General features: G+C 49.3%; 15 protein-coding genes and 1 tRNA gene. 5 read left to right on the top strand and 11 right to left on the bottom strand.

Annotation, left to right across the window (positions count from 1 at the left end):
- Nucleotides 1–2: 2 nt before the first annotated feature.
- A complete protein-coding gene (locus ABD836_RS01130) occupies nt 3–2,708 on the bottom strand; it encodes a PAS domain-containing sensor histidine kinase (RefSeq protein WP_344931869.1) in 2,706 nt (901 codons plus the stop codon).
- A 384-nt stretch (nt 2,709–3,092) separates the two neighbouring features.
- On the opposite strand from ABD836_RS01130, the gene ABD836_RS01125 reads away from it, so the two are divergent.
- Entirely contained in the window at nt 3,093–3,353 is a 261-nt protein-coding gene (locus ABD836_RS01125) for a cold-shock protein (RefSeq protein WP_344933549.1), read from the top strand.
- 62 nt (nt 3,354–3,415) lie between these two features.
- Here ABD836_RS01125 and ABD836_RS01120 read toward each other — a convergent pair whose 3' ends face one another.
- Nucleotides 3,416–3,637 (bottom strand): SlyX family protein, encoded by a 222-nt coding sequence (locus tag ABD836_RS01120; protein ID WP_344931868.1) that lies wholly within the window; start codon nt 3,635–3,637, stop codon nt 3,416–3,418.
- A gap of 91 nt (nt 3,638–3,728) precedes the next feature.
- Here ABD836_RS01120 and ABD836_RS01115 point away from each other — a divergent pair, with 91 nt between their 5' ends.
- Nucleotides 3,729–4,076: a translation initiation factor Sui1 gene (locus tag ABD836_RS01115; protein ID WP_344931865.1), complete on the top strand. Its 348-nt coding sequence runs from the start codon at nt 3,729–3,731 to the stop codon at nt 4,074–4,076.
- Between the two features lie 14 nt (nt 4,077–4,090).
- Here the strand turns inward: ABD836_RS01115 and ABD836_RS01110 are convergent, their stop codons facing one another.
- Entirely contained in the window at nt 4,091–5,464 is a 1,374-nt protein-coding gene (locus ABD836_RS01110; RefSeq protein WP_344931864.1) for a sigma-54 interaction domain-containing protein, read from the bottom strand.
- A gap of 174 nt (nt 5,465–5,638) precedes the next feature.
- Here ABD836_RS01110 and gpt point away from each other — a divergent pair, with 174 nt between their 5' ends.
- Together gpt and ABD836_RS01100 are read left to right on the top strand one after the other, a co-directional pair.
- On the top strand, nt 5,639–6,103 hold the full coding sequence (gpt, locus tag ABD836_RS01105; RefSeq protein WP_344931863.1) for a xanthine phosphoribosyltransferase: 465 nt from the start codon (nt 5,639–5,641) through the stop codon (nt 6,101–6,103).
- Between the two features lie 74 nt (nt 6,104–6,177).
- Nucleotides 6,178–6,254: transfer RNA gene (locus ABD836_RS01100), tRNA-Arg, on the top strand.
- A 70-nt stretch (nt 6,255–6,324) separates the two neighbouring features.
- Here the strand turns inward: ABD836_RS01100 and ABD836_RS01095 are convergent.
- From ABD836_RS01095 to ABD836_RS01085, 3 genes are read right to left on the bottom strand one after another with little or no spacing between them, the layout of a single operon-like run.
- Nucleotides 6,325–7,893: an ATP-binding protein gene (locus tag ABD836_RS01095; protein ID WP_344931862.1), complete on the bottom strand. Its 1,569-nt coding sequence runs from the start codon at nt 7,891–7,893 to the stop codon at nt 6,325–6,327.
- Nucleotides 7,894–7,916: 23 nt separating this feature from the next.
- Nucleotides 7,917–8,492: a TOL_0243 family YfiR-like periplasmic protein gene (locus ABD836_RS01090; RefSeq protein ID WP_344931861.1), complete on the bottom strand. Its 576-nt coding sequence runs from the start codon at nt 8,490–8,492 to the stop codon at nt 7,917–7,919.
- On the bottom strand, nt 8,480–10,444 hold the full coding sequence (locus ABD836_RS01085; RefSeq protein WP_344931860.1) for a TOL_0244 family TonB-dependent receptor: 1,965 nt from the start codon (nt 10,442–10,444) through the stop codon (nt 8,480–8,482). The genes ABD836_RS01090 and ABD836_RS01085 overlap by 13 nt, the downstream gene beginning before the upstream one ends.
- Nucleotides 10,445–10,684: 240 nt before the next feature.
- On the opposite strand from ABD836_RS01085, the gene ABD836_RS01080 reads away from it, so the two are divergent.
- Nucleotides 10,685–11,704 carry an AraC family transcriptional regulator gene (locus ABD836_RS01080; protein ID WP_344931859.1) on the top strand — a complete coding sequence of 340 codons (1,020 nt, stop codon included), beginning with the start codon at nt 10,685–10,687 and terminating at the stop codon, nt 11,702–11,704.
- Nucleotides 11,705–11,721: 17 nt separating this feature from the next.
- Here ABD836_RS01080 and ABD836_RS01075 read toward each other — a convergent pair whose 3' ends face one another.
- The 5 genes from ABD836_RS01075 to ABD836_RS01055 all read right to left on the bottom strand — a co-directional run bounded on the left by ABD836_RS01075 (nt 11,722) and on the right by ABD836_RS01055 (nt 17,150).
- Nucleotides 11,722–13,257: a hypothetical protein gene (locus ABD836_RS01075; protein WP_344931858.1), complete on the bottom strand. Its 1,536-nt coding sequence runs from the start codon at nt 13,255–13,257 to the stop codon at nt 11,722–11,724.
- Between the two features lie 128 nt (nt 13,258–13,385).
- Complete coding sequence (locus tag ABD836_RS01070) at nt 13,386–14,165, bottom strand: SDR family NAD(P)-dependent oxidoreductase (protein WP_344931857.1); 780 nt, start codon at nt 14,163–14,165, stop codon at nt 13,386–13,388.
- A 12-nt stretch (nt 14,166–14,177) separates the two neighbouring features.
- Entirely contained in the window at nt 14,178–15,206 is a 1,029-nt protein-coding gene (locus ABD836_RS01065) for a phosphotransferase (protein ID WP_344931856.1), read from the bottom strand.
- Between the two features lie 10 nt (nt 15,207–15,216).
- A complete protein-coding gene (locus ABD836_RS01060; RefSeq protein WP_344931855.1) occupies nt 15,217–16,440 on the bottom strand; it encodes an acyl-CoA dehydrogenase family protein in 1,224 nt (407 codons plus the stop codon).
- Between the two features lie 32 nt (nt 16,441–16,472).
- Nucleotides 16,473–17,150: a histidine phosphatase family protein gene (locus tag ABD836_RS01055; protein ID WP_344931854.1), complete on the bottom strand. Its 678-nt coding sequence runs from the start codon at nt 17,148–17,150 to the stop codon at nt 16,473–16,475.
- Nucleotides 17,151–17,226: the final 76 nt, after the last annotated feature.

Raw genomic sequence — 17,226 nt, 5'->3', positions numbered from 1 at the left:
ACTTATAAACCAGTATCGCCGCCCGCCAAACCGGGACTGACCACACGCTGCTCGCGTTCCAAGGCACGAAGAAGTGCAGAAGGCAGAAGAGGATCGGTATACACACGGTCTACCCTAAGAATTGCCTTATCACGTGGCCGCGCCCATAGCTTCAGCATGTTAATTTTTTGTCTATCGCAGTAATCCTGCATTTCATCGTCATCCTCCATAGCCAAAACAATCACCGGTCGGCTTATGTCCTTCGTTTTTGCCGTTACCTCAGAAACTGACTCTAACGACTCAACCTCATAGCCACTCGCCTCTAGACTGCCGAGTACCGCACTGCGTAAGGTCTTATCAGGAATACAGGTAAATACGGCACAATCACGATCCTCTCGAACTACCGCCGACACTTCGGGCACCTCAACCAACAGCTGCACAGCAAAACAGGTATCTTCACCAGAGCTACTTGTTAATGCAATTTGCCCACCCATTAAATGGACAATTTTTGCGGTAATCGCTAATCCCAAGCCGGTGCCGCCAAAACGCCTGGCCCGAGTGCTCTCAATTTGCACAAAGGGCTCGAATAGCTGAGTGCGTTCTTCACCGGAAATACCAATACCATTATCAATGACCTTTATTTCCAATCGCTGCTGCCCGACCACTACGTCAGACTGATCCGCAGCTAGGCCCAATCGCAATTGAATAACGCCATGAGGTGAAGTGTATACAGAGAACTTAATCGCATTATCGAGCAGGTTTAATAACACCTTGCGTAGGTAACTTGAATCAGCAACCACGGTAGCAGGGACCGCCGGATCGATATGCAGAATAAATCGCTGCTTATTTCGAGCAATTTGCTGACCAAAGCTATCGGCGACGCCTTCAACAAATTCCACAAGCTGAAACTCAGCTGGCGCTATCACCGCACTTCCCGACTCAAGTGCTACGTAATCGAGAATATTATCGAGGGTTGCCAGCAGACTCTGCGAGGAACGGCGAACAGTGTCCACCATCATTTTTTGTTCACCATCCAGCTTTGATTTGGCCAACAAATCAGTCATGCCAATCACACCGTTCATTGGTGTTCTAATCTCATGGCCCATAACCGACAAAAAAACCGCTTTGGCACTATTCGCAGCCTCTGCACTGGCTAAGGCATTTTCCAGTTGCTGGGTACGCAAACGCACGCGGTCTTCCAAGTTACGATTTAAGCGCAATACCTCGCGTTCGGCCACCTTGAAGGAAGTAACATCGGAATGCACCCCGACAATCCGCAAAACTTTACCCTTGCTGTCACGCTGCGCACAAGCGCGGCTAAAAATATCGATGACGCGACCGTCACGACAGCGCAAGCGGTGTTCCATCCGAAGCAAAGTGTCCTTGCTTCGCAAAAACGTAATAAATTGTGCTTTTACATGTGAACGATCTTCAGGCAGCACACAGTCTTCAAATACCTCAAGACTATCGAGGGGGTGCCCATTAACAATACCCACCATCTCCAACCAGGACTCGCTGAAATTCACTTTATTACTCGCAAGGTCCCAATCCCACAGGCCATCTCGAGACGCAGTCATTGCCATATCAAAGCGTCGTTGGACCCGCTGATAACGCTGGTCTACAGCACGTCGATCACTTACGTCCTGTAAGCAAACGACCAGAACATCACCCTCTTCAGTTTCAAAATTGCCAAAATGCAGCTCTACGGGTAACTCTTTGCCGTTGGCATCGACAACTAAAAGTTCGCGCCCTTTGGCCATATCAGCTTTCAAATCAAGGTGATTTTGGCTGTACAGCTGATATTGCTGCAAGAATCTCTTCGGCAGCACCTGCGCCATAGTCGCTTGGAGGTACCAGTCTTTGGGATGTCCCAAAAACTGCGACGCAGTCTCACTTGCTGCAATGATTTCGCCGCTGCGATTCGTTAGCAATACAACGCCAGGTAAACTGCTTATCAGCCGATCAAAGTATCCCTGAGTATTCAGCAACTGCTTATGCTCACGAGCAAAATGCCGCGACGTTACAATACCGGTGGATAAGGGAATAAAACCCAACAGGATAAAAATCAAAACCAGCAAAGAATGAAACGACAGCGAACGGCGTTCAGTCAATCCTTCTGACGCCAAATTGGCGATCCAGTTTTTTTGAAATATCCTTAAACTCTGCAAGTAGCTAATTAAAGTCTCGGTATCGACTTCTGGGCTTAAAGGAATGACATTCGCTTTAGGATTTTCAAACTGATTTAGTTCAGACCTACTTGGCTCATAACTTAAATACACCCCCAACAAGCGCGCAAGATCAACTCTCGTCTCCTTAGGGAAGCCCAGCATACTCTCGCTGAGCAAAAGCTGACGCGCTGAGACTAAGCGCGTGCGTATACTATCGGCCACAAACAAATCACCGGTATCAATCGTTTCGGTAAACTCTTTAATAATGAGGCCACGACTGGTCGCGGCATCTAATGCGAATAGCGCATCCTCTTGAGTGTGGAGCTGAGAAGTAAAATACAGGGTATTATCAACTTTCGCTGTTGCATCCATAAAACGCAGGACTTCAGTCGCAGTAATTAATACCATTAGTGCCAAGAGCAAAACAATAGACGCGTTGAGAGTTACACGATTCCTTTTCTCGTCGACTATTCCATCCTTAGATTTCACCCAATCGCGCACGCTACTACCCCAACCGACTATAACCCGATAAGAATGCCCGCAAGCCGCGCTCGCCACCATGCGTAATTTCCACTAAATCACCGCACTCGACTATAAATACCTACCCTAAAGCCTAGCCTAAGAAGCTAGGAAATCCACACCTTTAGCGTATGGTTCCACGCTAAATCCTAGCCCTACGGAAGCCCTTATGAGGATCTACCACTACCCCGCGACGTTAGTGACTAAAAATGCTATGATCCGCGCCGGGTTTATACTTAAACGACCCATAAACAGCACTTTACGCCATTTCATCTCAGCTATATTTGGATTCATATGTTACTGATAATTAGAATTATTTTTATTGCCACCTTAAGTTTCGCCAGCCTTTGGGCTCTCCAACTTCTCGGATTAGACACACTGCAAGTACTACCGGCAGCCATTGTTGGCATCGGCATTACCCTCACCATGCTGCTATCTCCTAGCTTACCCAACTTAGCCGACAAGTTTAAAAGTCAGCGCGAACGCGGCACCGTAAAATGGTTTAACGTAAGTAAAGGCTACGGCTTTATTACTCGCGATGCAGGCGGGGATGTTTTCGTGCACTTTCGCTCGATTCGAGGCCAAGGTCGCGGTCGCCGCAGTTTAAACGAAGGTCAACTCGTTGAATTTGTCTTGAGTGAGGGCGAAAAAGGCCCGCAGGCAGAAGAAGTTTCAGTCTTAAAATAGGCCCCGAAAATAACCTTGGGGCCAAACGTCCCAAGGTTTTCTTTAGCTGATCTAAACACCCATCAATAATGGGGCGGACGGTCTATTTCAATAGCCTGATTGGCACCGTCTGACGCCATGCTTTGCTGGCGCATTTGTTCATTAAGTTGGCTGATCGCATTACGCAAATTCTGCAATTCCCGGTCCTGGGCAACCACTCGCTCGTTCAAAGCCGCAAGAAGATCTTCCTGAAAAGCAAACTGGCTTTGCAAATCAATTAGTTGGGCAGATACATCACTGGCCATTGCCTATACTCCGCTGATAAATTTTACGAGAAATGCGCCGCTTGCAGCGCGCTGCCATTATAATCAGCACAGCGCAAAATAGGAGAAAATCGTGTCTCGACTTGTATATTCCACCGACCAAGGCCGCCTCTGCCCAGAGTGTCAGCAAGCAAACGACCAGTGCCAGTGTAAAACCCGCAATGCCGGGGTGCCCGAGGGCGACGGTATTGCCCGTATTCGTCGCGAAACCAAGGGCCGTAAAGGCAAAGGGGTTAGCATTGTGAACGGTGTGCTCTTAGACGACGCGGCGCTAAAAGTCCTCGCCAAAGAATTACGCCAAAAGCTCAGTACGGGCGGCGCAATCAAAGACGGCGAGATGGAATTTCAGGGGGACCACCGCCAAACCTTAAAAAGCCTGCTCGAAGCCAAAGGCTTTCAAGTAAAACTCTCTGGTGGTTAGTTCGGGCTCTAACACTAAGTTTGAATAGCAAGTTTCCGTATTTTCTCAATTAAGGTCGTGCGACGCAGCCCCAAATGCTGGGCGGCCTTACTCACCACCCCACCATGCGCGGCCAAGGCTTGCTCAATCCACGTTTTCTCTAGCGCCAGCAATTGCGCTTTCATATCCATGCCCTCCGGCGGCAATTCCCGCCCAAGGCCCACTACGGGCTCCGTAACCGCCGCGGATGAAGGCGCTGCGTCATCACCAGTGTCGCGCCACGATTCCTCGCCATAGCGGTAGTTTTCGGGCAGATCAGCAAGTCCCACTACGGAGTCTGGAAACATGATTACAAGCCGCTCCAGTAAATTAGCCAACTCACGAATATTCCCAGACCAATGATGCTGGCATAGTGACGCCAGCGCCGAGGGCGCCAGTCGCAATTCACCGAGGCCGTCAGCTGCCAATTGCTTACACAGTACCCGCACTAAATGCGGAACGTCCTCAGGACGCGCCGCCAGCGGGGGCACCTGCAAGGGAAACACATTCAAACGATAAAAAAGGTCTTCCCTAAACTCCCCAGCCGCAATCATTGCTTCTAAATCACGATGGGTCGCTGCCACAATCCTCACATCGGCCGCGCGGGTCTTCTCGGAGCCTACCCGCTGGAACTGACGCTCCTGCAGTACCCGCAATATCTTCACCTGCATATCAAGGGGCATGTCGCCAATTTCATCGAGAAACAAGGTTCCGCCCTCGGCGAGTTCAAACCGTCCAGCACGGCTCGAAATTGCCCCGGTAAAAGCGCCCCGCTCATGACCAAAAAGCTCACTTTCTAATAATTCTCGCGGAATGGCTCCGCAGTTAATCGGCACAAACGGCGCATTATGACGCCGAGATTGATTATGCAAACTGCGCGCTACCAGCTCTTTACCCGCACCAGAGGGGCCAGTAATAAGCACTGTGACTGTTTTATCGGCAACTTGGCGCGTTAAACGCCGAAGCTCACAAATGGCTGGACTGCTGCCGACCACCTCATCACCTAAAACCGCATCACTTAGCAGCGCGCCCGAGACTGACAACCGCGATCTAAGCCGATACAAAGTTTCTAATACATCAAGGTAATAGCAACGGCGGTCCAAAACAAAGTGCGCGTCGTACTCCGCGTCAGCAACGTCAATACCATTGTCAGTCATTTCAACTATTTGCAGAGAACTCGAGGCCGCGAGTGCCAAGCAATCACGCTGTTCAGAGCTTAGATCGGCACAAAAAACCGCATGCCACTCACTGAGCTTGGCTGAACGCCAATCGGCACTGACCGTTGATTCACCCAAGGCCGTCAAGACCGCCTGCACACGCTGTGCAATTTCCTCCGGTGCCATGATGAGTAGTTTTAATTCTGAGTGCATGATCAAACCACGTAAAAGTCAGTTTTTTGACTATAGCATTTATGACGCGCACCCTCACCTCAAAACTGTCAATTTATCGACATAACAACCCTCCGTATATCAGCCAAGTCTTGCGATGAAAGCGCCCATCCGGCACAATCTGCCACCTTTGCCTAAAGCCCAAAGGTCACCGCCATGCCGGACACCAATACACCTGTCTATTACTTAAGCTGGGACGAATTGCACCGCGACACCCGCGACCTTGCCCGCAAACTGACTGACCGCTCATGGAAAGGCATCATCAGTATTGCTCGAGGTGGCCTGGTACCGGGCGCGATATTGGCAAGAGAATTAAATTTGCGTGTGGTCGACACCTTATGTATCGCCAGCTATGACCACGACCAACAAGGTCAGATCAACATACTGAAAACCGTCGAAGGTGACGGTGACGGCTATTTACTTGTTGACGACCTTGTCGACACCGGCGGAACGGCCAAAATAGCCAAAGAGCTTCTGCCAAAAGCCTGCTTCGTCACCATTTATGCCAAACCCCAAGCCAAAGTCTTGGCCGAGCATTTTGTGCGGGAGTTTAGCCAAGATACCTGGATCCACTTCCCTTGGGACAGCGAGCCGAGATACAGCGAACCGCTGGTAAAATAAGGCTTTTTTTGATTCACAGCGTCATTCACTATAGAATCTCCGGCGCGCAGACTAATGACGTCAGCGCACTTGATGTCCCCGTGGCACAGCTGGATAGCGCGGCCCCCTCCTAAGGGGCAGGTCACAGGTTCAAATCCTGTCGGGGACACCATTTTTCTAATAGCGCAGTTCGCGCACACGCCCTTTATAAACAAAAACTAGCGCGACGCTCTGCTTTGAGTTCAATCTATCTCTTTCTTTGGAAATGCAATTTCAACCGTCGTGCCCTGGCCCAAAGTGCTCTTTACCTCCACCTTGCCCTTTAACTGCTGGGTGACCAAATTAAAGACAATATGCATGCCCAAGCCACTGCCACCAGAACCTCGGCGGGTGGTGAAAAATGGTTCAAATACTTTTTTAACAACTTCGGGAGGCATACCCTTGCCGTCATCGCTGTAATGAATAAGAATTTTGCTTGGCTGCTCTTCCACCACAATCCGCAAACAGCCCTTATCACCCTCATCAAAACCGTGCTGCACCGAGTTCATTACCAAGTTGGTTATAATCTGTGACATTGCCCCTGGCACAGAATTAATTGCCAAATTTGGATCACACTCAACGTCTACCTTCAAATCGGTGCTACGCAGTTTCGGTTTAAGACTCAGCAGGGTTTCATCAATATAACGTTTGAGTTCAAACATGCGATATTCGCTGCTGGTCTGATCTACAGCGACCTGCTTAAAACTATGAATTAGATCGGCGGCGCGCTGCAAATTCCCCAAAATAATCTCGGTCGCCTGCATACACGTTGAAAAATACCGTTTGAGTGCAGAGTTGGTTAACTCCCCTGTTTCATAGAGTTCAGTTGTTGCCTTGGTGTCTTCACGCAGGGTACTTGCGGCGGTTACGCCAACACCAACAGGGGTATTGATCTCGTGCGCGACACCAGCGACCAAACCACCTAAGGACGCCATTTTTTCATTATTCACCAATTGCTCTTGAGTTTCTTTTAGCCGCGATAGCGCATCTTCAAGCTCCGCATTGGCAATATCCGCCTGTTCAATACGCAGTTCCAATTCCGTGCGAGCCGCTTCCAAATCAATATCGCGGCTTTCAATCTGCGTTAGCATATTGTTGAAACCCGAAATCAACTCGCCAATCTCATCTTTACCCGTGGGTATTGCCCGTTGAGAATAATCCCCCGCGACCGAGATTTTTTTGGTGGTTTCAAGTAAGCCTAAGATCGGCTTTGAAATTAAACGCTGTAAAAAAAGGGACAAAATAGAGGCGATTGCAATGCTCGCCAGCACCATTAAGCCAACGACCATACTGTCTAGCCGCGTTGACTCCCAGAGATCATTTAAGCCGCGTTCAATAAAGACGCTTCCTATTTTCTCGTCACCTAATAAAACAGGGCTCACTACTATTAGATGATTATGGCTGTAGGTGTTTTGATTTGGCGGAGTTTCCGGACATCGCTCTCGTACACTACCATCACGGCTGTAGCGTGCAAACAAATGCTCAGCGCCTACGCCCTCAAGTTTATAAATACAAGCTTGCAGCACCTCGTCCTTTGCCCGCAAGGACGAAAGGATTTCCGTAGCGGCCGGTGCGTCATTAAAGCTAAGAGCCGCTGTAGTATTGAGAGTAAAAACTTCAGCAACTGCGGACAAATTGTTATCTAAACTCTCGCGGACATTAAACCAACTATAAATAACAAATACCAAACCGGTGATCACCAAGCATATAGATGTGGTCCCGACAATAGCGGCCAATAATTTCGAGCGGATTGGAAGATCAGCTCCCCGCATAATGATATTTCCCTACACAGGAATTAAATGACATTGCGCGCCAACCCCAGTAATTTCGAACTCATTTTAATACTCAAGCGGTTGGCCGCAGATTGGTTTATATCAAAACGAATCTTGCCATCAACAATTACAAACTGAATCATACCGCCCATAGCAATAAAACCAGAATCGTCACTTACGGTTAACACCGCTTCATCCGAGAGAGCACCTACCCAGTCGTTTAAGCGCTCCGCTTCTAAAAACCCTAGAAACAGCAATTGGCAATTTTGCGCTTCACCAGGATGTTGAATACGACTAAATTTGATCGGCAAACCGCCATTTTGTTTATCACCGATCGTTTCAACTAATTTTTCGTGTAATTCCGGATTCCCTGCAACACACATAACGAAATCTGATTTCGTTTGGCTAGCACTAGGCCATTCAATAAATTTGGTGAAGTTATATAAAAATGCTGATTTAACACGGTACTCCAATTCTGTAGCGTCAGCATAACTCACGGCCGAATGACTGAACACGACTAGCATTGCGACTAGGTATGATCGAATTGCCGTATTAACTGTGCGCATCCGCAAGCGGATTCCCTGATTCAGAAGTGCCATGTAAACTGCCCATGTACGCTGCGACTAACCTCATAACCACCGCTAAACTCTGAATGCTGTGGATCGAAAAGATTGCTACCCACCACTGAGAGTTCCACGCTGGGGCTTACTCGCCAAATACTGGTAAGATCAACAGCTGTGTAGGCGTCAACGCCGAGGTCATCGAGGCTATCAACCCACCGTGCCCGGGTCTGTAAAGACCAATTAGGCCGGATATCCCAATCTAGCCTTAGACTAAGTTTACTATTTGGGTCATTTTCATCATTTTGCTCGATATTCACATCGCCACTACCAAATTTTGCAGCAATATCCATATCCATATAGACGTAACTCGCTAAAACCTTTACCTCAGGCGCTGGCTCCCAACGTAATGTGAGTTCAACACCGTGGGCTCTACCGGCACCATCATTCACAAAGCGAACCGGCAAAGTTTGCGGGTTCAGAAAGTCATCAGTAAAAGAGCGCAGGGAATCATATTCATTATAAAAAATTGCCGTGTCCGCGGAAAGCACCGAACTTAATATCGTGCGATACCCCAGCTCATAGGCAATCACTTCTTCTGAAGTAAAATTCTCATCACCGATCAGAACACCGCCGAATATTTCTAAAGTATGGTCAAGCCGATTTGGAATTCGAACCGCACGCGATATCGCGCCCCATACCGTATTTTGCTCATTAACAATATAACTAAAGCGTGCACTCGGCTGAAATTCATCGCCTGTATAATCATTATTTTCGTATTTGGCCCCTAAAGTAAGATGAAGCTTATCTTCAATCAGATCAATTTGATCCTGCGCAAACACATCCACTGTTTCATCTTTTCGCGTGGGTGGTAAAAACTGAAGCAAGCCAGGATTAAGACTGTCAATCTTATCGTTCGTCGTGTGGTAGCCGCCGCCTACTACAAAATTCTGGCGCTCACCAATTGAAAAACGATGTTTTACTTCTAAGTCATAAATATTGCGATCTTCTGTAAAGGTTCTTGTTTCGTCGCGACTGGTTTGATCGTAAAAGAATTGCACTTCCGTATCCGCGCCATCGTCATAGCGATGTTTCCACCGCGCGATTAGATTGTGGCCACTAATTGCCTCGTCTCTACTACTCAGCGAATTCGCAATCCTTTCCTTATACATATCGCCTTGCAAGGTCAGGGTATCGCGGTCTCCCAGTACCAGATCCGTTCGAAACCCGAGCTGATCATGATTCCAGGCATCCCCTGCATCGCCGGCGCCGGCCGCTTCTTGGGCAGTATAATGCGTGGTTTTCGCGTAAACGCGGTAGTGGCCTTTCTCGCCCGCTTTACCGCCGTAGCGCCAGGCTGCGAAACCTTCAAATTCACCGCCACCGCCCATTTGTTCGAGGCCACCCTGCGTATTTGCCGCCGATTTGGTAACAATATTCACAACGCCATTTACGGCATTAGCCCCCCATAAGGCAGCGCCAGGACCACGAATAACCTCAATACGCTCAATATCTTCCATCAAGGTATCTTGCGCGTCCCAAAATACGCCAGAATACATCGGTGTGTACAAACTACGCCCATCCATGAGGACTTCTAATTTGTCAGCAACCGTTGAGTTAAAGCCGCGCGCTGTGATTGCGTAGGTATGGGAATCCAGCCGCGCAACCTGCAAACCAGGGATCAATCTAAGTGCTTCAGGAATACTTTTAACACCCGAGCGAATGATACTGCTACCGTCCAAAACAAAGACCGCAGCAGGGGATTGTTGTAAGGGTTCGCTGCGTTTGGAGACTGAAACCACGTCGATATTCATCAAAGATTCGAGGCTAAGGCTGGCTAAATCATCAACTCTTGCAAGTAACATTGGCTCCGCAGTCGCGGCAAATACACTTGGCGCAGCGAGCAGCAAAAACACAGATATCGGCGATATTGCACGGCGGGTAGAAGACCTTAAAAATAAGGGTATGGCCTGTAGTTTACATTTCGGCATATCTCACGCTCTTCCCATTTTCACGTACTGAGTGGTCCCAGCTCTTATAGTTCACCGACCTTGAGGTATAAAATGGCCCTAGCATCCACGGTAATACACAAAGCTTCTGTGGAATATAGTCTATTTTACCTATATGAACCTGAGATACTTATCCTAGCAAAGAAACGCCTGTTATGATTGCCAGCTCTGCGGTAATCATCAACGCCGTGAAATCCTTTGTGAATGCCATAAGCTGAAATAATGAGTAGCATAACCTCAATGCGCAACATATCCGTTGCCAATTACTTCCTGCATGCGGTTCTGCATAACGCCGTTGAGAAAGGCCTAGATCCAAAACAGCTGCTAAACGAAGCGGGTATCTCCAGTGAGTTACTCAATCAACAACATGCCCGAGTACCCGCAGTAAAACTCGGCAAGCTGCAAACCATCACCATTCGCGCTTTAAAAGATGAGTTTCTGGGCTATGGACCGGGACGCTACACCCCCGGCACCTGGAATAACATGTGCTATTCGGTGATCAACTGTGCCACCTTAGGCCACGCCCTTGCCCGCTATTGTCGGTTTTACCAAATGTTTGAATGGGGGCTACAACCCCACTTTGAGATTACCGGTGATGAAGCACGTTTAACAATTAAACGTGGTGACGCGAGCTTTGCCTACCAAAACTACGCCTTTGAATTAGTATTGTTTAATCTTCATCGCTTTAGTAGCTGGATCACACAGCAGCACTTGCCGCTGATTGCAGTCAATCTAGAATACCCTGCCCCTGCCCACGCAGCAGAGTACCGCCACCTCTTTTTAGGCCAGCCAGTGTACTTTAACCAGCCCCGTACAGAGATGATTTTCCATAGCAGCTTGGCCGAAATACCCAGCAAGCAAAATGAACAGTCGCTACAGCGCTTTTTACAGCACCCCAATCTGGTTTTTTTGATTCAGCAGTACGACGAGAAGAGCTGGACAGCACAGGTGCGGGTCATTCTTAACAAAAACCTTATTAACACCCCCGGCATCGACGAGATCGCCGCCCAACTGCATTTACACCCACAAACGCTGCGTCGGCGTTTAGCGCATGAGGGAACAAGTTTTAATGAAGTCAAAACCCAATGCCGGCAGGACACCGCATTGTATTATCTTGGTAAGTCCAATCTCTCGGTTGAGCAAATAGCCCAGCGCACTGGCTTCTCAGAGGCCAGTGCGTTTACCCGGGCATTTAAAAACTGGACAGGGATGTCACCACAAAAATACCGGCAATACCTCTAGTCCCGCAATGGCCTTGATCAACCTAAATCAAAACTAAACATATTTTTATTCGCCTCGTGCTGCACCCGTATGCGACGACCTATCATCTCTTCGTCACCCGCCATTATTGCCAAACTCGCGTCGTCATCCGCCCCGGTATTGGCTAAAAACCGTCGACCATCTTCAAACCGGCCAACGACCATACCTAGGGTTGGCACGCCGCGGCTATACACCAGCGTATAGGTTTCTATGCTTCCGACTCCCTCTGCTTGCTCCACCACATTCACCGGCGGAATAGCATCAAACTTAGCCTGTAAATCTGGATCAGCATTGTGGCAAGGTTTAGTCGGCGCCTGTGCGGAGTAAATACCCACAGATTGTTTCGATAAAAACCCGCCGTTGGCGGTAATTAAACCGAAATCTTGCGGCTTGCTGCGTAGCGCATCAGTTAGGCTGGCAATACCATGAGTGCTGTAACTGTTTCCTGGCCCACCAAAGAACGGCAGCCCCCCGGTAACAGTGAGTGTTTTGTCAGTATTCCAATCCAAGCCCATGGCCTCACAAGCGGCTAACACCGCAATTGGGAAGCAGCTGTAGATATCCATAATATCGATTTGCTCAATCGATTTGCCGACACTGTCTAAAACGGCATTGAGACTCAAGCGCATGGTTTCTGACACAGCCAAGTCCGCGCGCTCGGAAACCCAGCGGTCATCAACGTCGGCGTAGCTGTGTAAGTAAACCCACTGCGACTCTGGGATCCCCAGTTCAACCGCCTTATCCACCGAACACATTAGCAAAGCTGCGCCTTGATTCACCGCGTCTTGCGCCACCATCCACTTGGTATAGGGGCGCGCCACCCAGTAATTTTCTGCAGACACCTCATTGAGGAACTCGGCACTACGCACCACCGGAAATTGCGAATAGGGATTGCTTGCCGCCACCTCGGAGAACTTAGAAAACAAGCGCGACGCCAACTGGCGGTGAGCGGATTCAGATAAACCGTGGCGGGCGCGCCACGCATTTTCAAACAGCGGATAAACTTGGGTTGGAAAGGTAATACCGTGGTGAATTTCGTGGTCGGTAAACAGAAGATGGCAGCCGCGGTCGTCGAGCTGCCCGTCAATTTGTTCATTCCAATCCAAGGGCAAGCCACTCTTCATCGCTTGCTTCATAATACCGGTGGCTTCTGCACCCGCTATCAAGCCCATGGTCATTTCACCGGCGGCAATTTTCTCAGCAAACTCATTCACAAAGCGCTGCGGCGAATGCCCTCCTTCGCGGCCGTAAATGGCGTTTTGTGGATCTGCGCCAATGCGCTTAGCCAATGATCGCGGAACATTATTACTCGCGCCAAGGGGACAAGCGCCGCCGGGTATCGAATCAATAAATCCGCGAATATAGGCGATGGTATCAATATGTGCCGCGAGCGGCGTGCTAGCCTGTGCCGAGGCCAACGCTACCTTTGCCGCCTCAGCGGCTATATCGACCGGCGCCATTGCGTTTTCGGCGGTAAGCACATCACGAAACACATACTGACCGGATGCGACTAAAATGGGTGTTGTGTTCGCCACGGAAATCCCTCTATTTCATTATTTATTAAGCACGAAGTGTATCGTGCTACTTGTTAGATTGTATTGACACTAGCGGCCACCGCCACTGGCAAATCGGTCAAAGCAAACGGGCGCTTTATGCTGCCATTTTAGAGTGATTGCACCAAGTGCCCGCCATCCACCGGTAACGCCACACCATTAAGAAAAGAACCGGCGTCGCTGGCCAATAATAATAACGGCATACTCAGTTCATTCATCTGACCGAGACGACGCGGTGGTATCTTACCTAAATACTGACGCCCTTTCTCCGTTTGGAAAAAGTCGCTATTAATCTCGGTTTCAAAATACCCCGGACACAAGGCATTAACCCGAATATTACTGCGCCACAATTCCTGGGCGGTATTTTTAGTTAGCTGCACCACCCCCGCCTTCGCGGTTGCATACAAACTATTATTGGCGCTTGGCTGCAGCCCGAGGATCGAAGCAATATTAACAATACTGCCGCTAACACCGGCCTTAATCATCCGCGCTGATGCCTCTCGCGACACCCGCCACACGGCACGAAGATTGGTGTCCACAACAAAATCCCACTGCTCCTCAGTACTGTCGACAAAACGGCTGGGCTCCGCCACCCCTGCGTTATTCACAACAATGGCAACCACACCTAACGCGGCTTCCGCTTGATCAAACGCGGCCACCACAGACGCCTTATCGTTCACATCCATTGCGACCGCGATGGCCTTGCCGCCCTCGCTTTCGATTTCTGCCATCAATGCTTGCAATCTGTCTACCCGACGTGCGGCCAGGACCACCGAGGCCCCAGCCTGCGCTAAGACCTTGGCGAAATGCGCGCCCAAACCGCTCGAAGCGCCGGTAACCAAGGCTACCCGGCCAGACAAATCCAAACTATTTATCACTGCACTGTTCATTACCAAACCCTTTTACTCGCCACTTTCAATAAGTGCCACGCCTAATTCAGCTAACGGTGCAGCCAATGCACCGTAGTCTTTTGCCTTTTGGCTAGAGGCATTGCCATCTAGCGCCCGCTTATATACGCCTTGTAAAATTGCACTCAGACGGAAAAACGCAAAAGCTAAATAGAATACCCAGTTATCGATACCGTCAATGCCACGTCGCTGACAATACTGGCGCACATACTCTTGTTCAGAAGGTATGCCTAAGGCCTCGCGGTCAATACCACCAAGCCCAGGAATGGCGGCGTCACTCGGTATACGTAACTGCATACACTGGTAAGCCAAATCTGCGTAGGGGTGGCCCAAGGTCGACAATTCCCAGTCTAACAAGGCCAAGACCTTTGGCTGTTCGTTGTCGAACATCATATTATCGAGACGAAAATCGCCGTGATTAATACAGACCAGACCATCATCAGCGGGCAAGTTATCATTAAGCCACTGAATCAGGGCTTCCATGGCTGGCAGAGTCTCAGTCTCGCTGGCGCGGTACTGGGTGGTCCAACGACTGATCTGCCGTTCAAAATAATTACCGGGACGCCCGTAATCGCTTAAACCCAGCTTTTCGACATCTGCGTTGTGTAGATTTGCTAAAACTTGGTTCATGGCGTCATAAATAGCCCCGCGCTGCTGAGGGCTTTGCGTTGGCAATGCCGCGTCCCAGAATATTCTGCCATCAATATAATCCATGACATAAAACATAGACCCGATCACGCTGTCGTCGTCACAGAGTATGCGCATTGTGGGTACTGGCACGTCACTTTGCGCCAGCGCCTTCATTACTCGGTATTCCCGGTCAACGGCATGAGCTGACTTCAGCAACTCACCAGGGGGCTTGCGGCGCAGCACATACTTGCCACTTGCAGCATCAATTAGGTAGGTAGGGTTTGATTGGCCACCGGCGAATTTCTCGGCGGTTAACGGCCCGCGAAAGCCGTCAATACTACTTTCTAGATAGTCGCACAACACAGCCACATCTAGCTCGAAGGTATTCTCCATACGTCCTCCTTTACACTGCGTAGCGATCAATAATTTGCTTACCCAAGGCCATCTGATGCACCTGATCAGGACCGTCAGCTTGGCGACACCAGCGCGCATAATTAAACGCTTCAGCCATAAAATAATCTTCTGTTAGGCCACCTGCACCGTGCAGCTGCATACAACGATCAATGACATTCTGCACCAACAGTGGCACGGTTGTTTTCGTCGCGGCAATCATATCAGTCGTTTGCATCGGTCCTTGGTCGTCTATCTGTTTGCAGGTTTTTAATACCAGTAGCCGCGCCATTTCAATTTCTGAAAAGCTTTTGGAAATTTCTTCGCGCACAGACTGATGCTTGCTCAGCGGTTTACCAAAAGTGGTACGCGATACCGCGCGTTTGCATGCCAGTTCCAAAGCGCGCTGCGCTGCGCCAACCAGTCGCATACAGTGATGCATACGGCCCGGCGCCAAACGGCCCTGTGCGATTTCAAAGCCGCGACCTTCACCAAGAAGAATATTCTCCAAGGGTACCCGAACATTACCAAATACGATTTCAGCATGACCAATCGGCGCGTCATCGTAGCCCAAGGTGGTTAGAGGACGAATAATCGTGACTCCCGGCGTATCCTTTGGTACCAACACTTGGCTCTGTTGTTTGTGGCGACTGCTATTGTCAGGGTCTGATTTGCCCATCACGATAAATATTTTTGTTCGCTCATTCATCGCGCCAGTAATAAACCACTTGCGGCCGTTTAACACCCACTCATTGCCGTCTTTAACAATGCTCAGTTCAATATTGGTTGCGTCACTGGAGGCTACCTGGGGTTCAGTCATTGCGTAAGACGATCGAATGTCTCCATTTAACAAAGGCGTTAACCACTTTTCGCGTTGCGCGTCGGTGGCGTATTTCATAAACACTTCCATATTCCCGGTGTCGGGGGCGTTACAGTTAAATACTTCAGGCGACCAAATCACCCGCCCCATTACTTCAGCAAGCGGGGCGTAATCGGTAAAACTCAAGCCGCCATGCTCACTGTATTGGGGAAATTCATGAGGACAGAACAAATTCCACAAGCCCGCCGCTTTAGCCTTGGCCTTTAACTCATCCATCAATGGGACGATGGCGAAGCGATTGTCCAATGCATGTAATTGCTCAGCATAGGCTTTCTCGTTCGGATAAATATGCTCAGCCATAAAGTCATTCAGTTTTGCCAACAACTGCTGGCCTTTAGTACTTTGACCTAAATCCATCGTATTACCCTCGTCCTGCCGCAATAGGCATTTTATGTATAAGTGATTAACTGCTGATGGGCCGCTGACTCTAAATGCGGCACCGCGTTAAACATATTCAAATTAAATTGTTCACCCTTGGTGAAATAACGGGTGATACCTGAATTTTTAGCCTGTAAATTTAAATTCACCATGGTTTCTACATCGAGTTTGAGTACCACTCGCAGCAGCGCACTCAGCGGTCCACCAGAGCTAATCACCAAAACCCGGCCCGGCACAGCGGCCAGCGTCGCTATAGTGCTATGTACCCTAGCCTCAAACTCGGCCCAGGTTTCTGCAACACCCACCAATTCATCACGGCTCCACGCCAACAAAGCCAACCGCAGAGTACGGTAAAAACTGCGGGCATCACGCATATCAATTTGTTGTTTCACGCCCGTCAAATACGCTTCGATTAAACTGTGAAAGTCATACTCATTTAGCCCCGGCAAAGCCTGCGCGTCGGGCATCTCACGTGCTGGGACAGCGCCAGCATATACATCGCGCACACCCGCCAAGGTCTCTCGATGGCGACGCATGGTGCCGGTAAACACTGCATCAAAATTCTGATCCAGCACACGAAAATACTCGCCCAATAGCCGAGCTTGCTCCCAGCCAATATCGGTTAAGCGGTCGTAGTCGTCGCTAGCAAAAGCCGCCTGACCATGCCGAACCATCACTATTTCTGCCATTTTCTGCCCCAGAATCCCTTATTGGGCAAATTATACGCAAGACATCATTATTATTGAAATTGATTGTCTTTATAGA

The organism is Zhongshania borealis, assembly GCF_039539625.1.
GTDB classification, from domain to species: Bacteria; Pseudomonadota; Gammaproteobacteria; order Pseudomonadales; family Spongiibacteraceae; genus Spongiibacter; species Spongiibacter borealis.
This window is presented reverse-complemented; position numbering and strand designations above follow the sequence as displayed.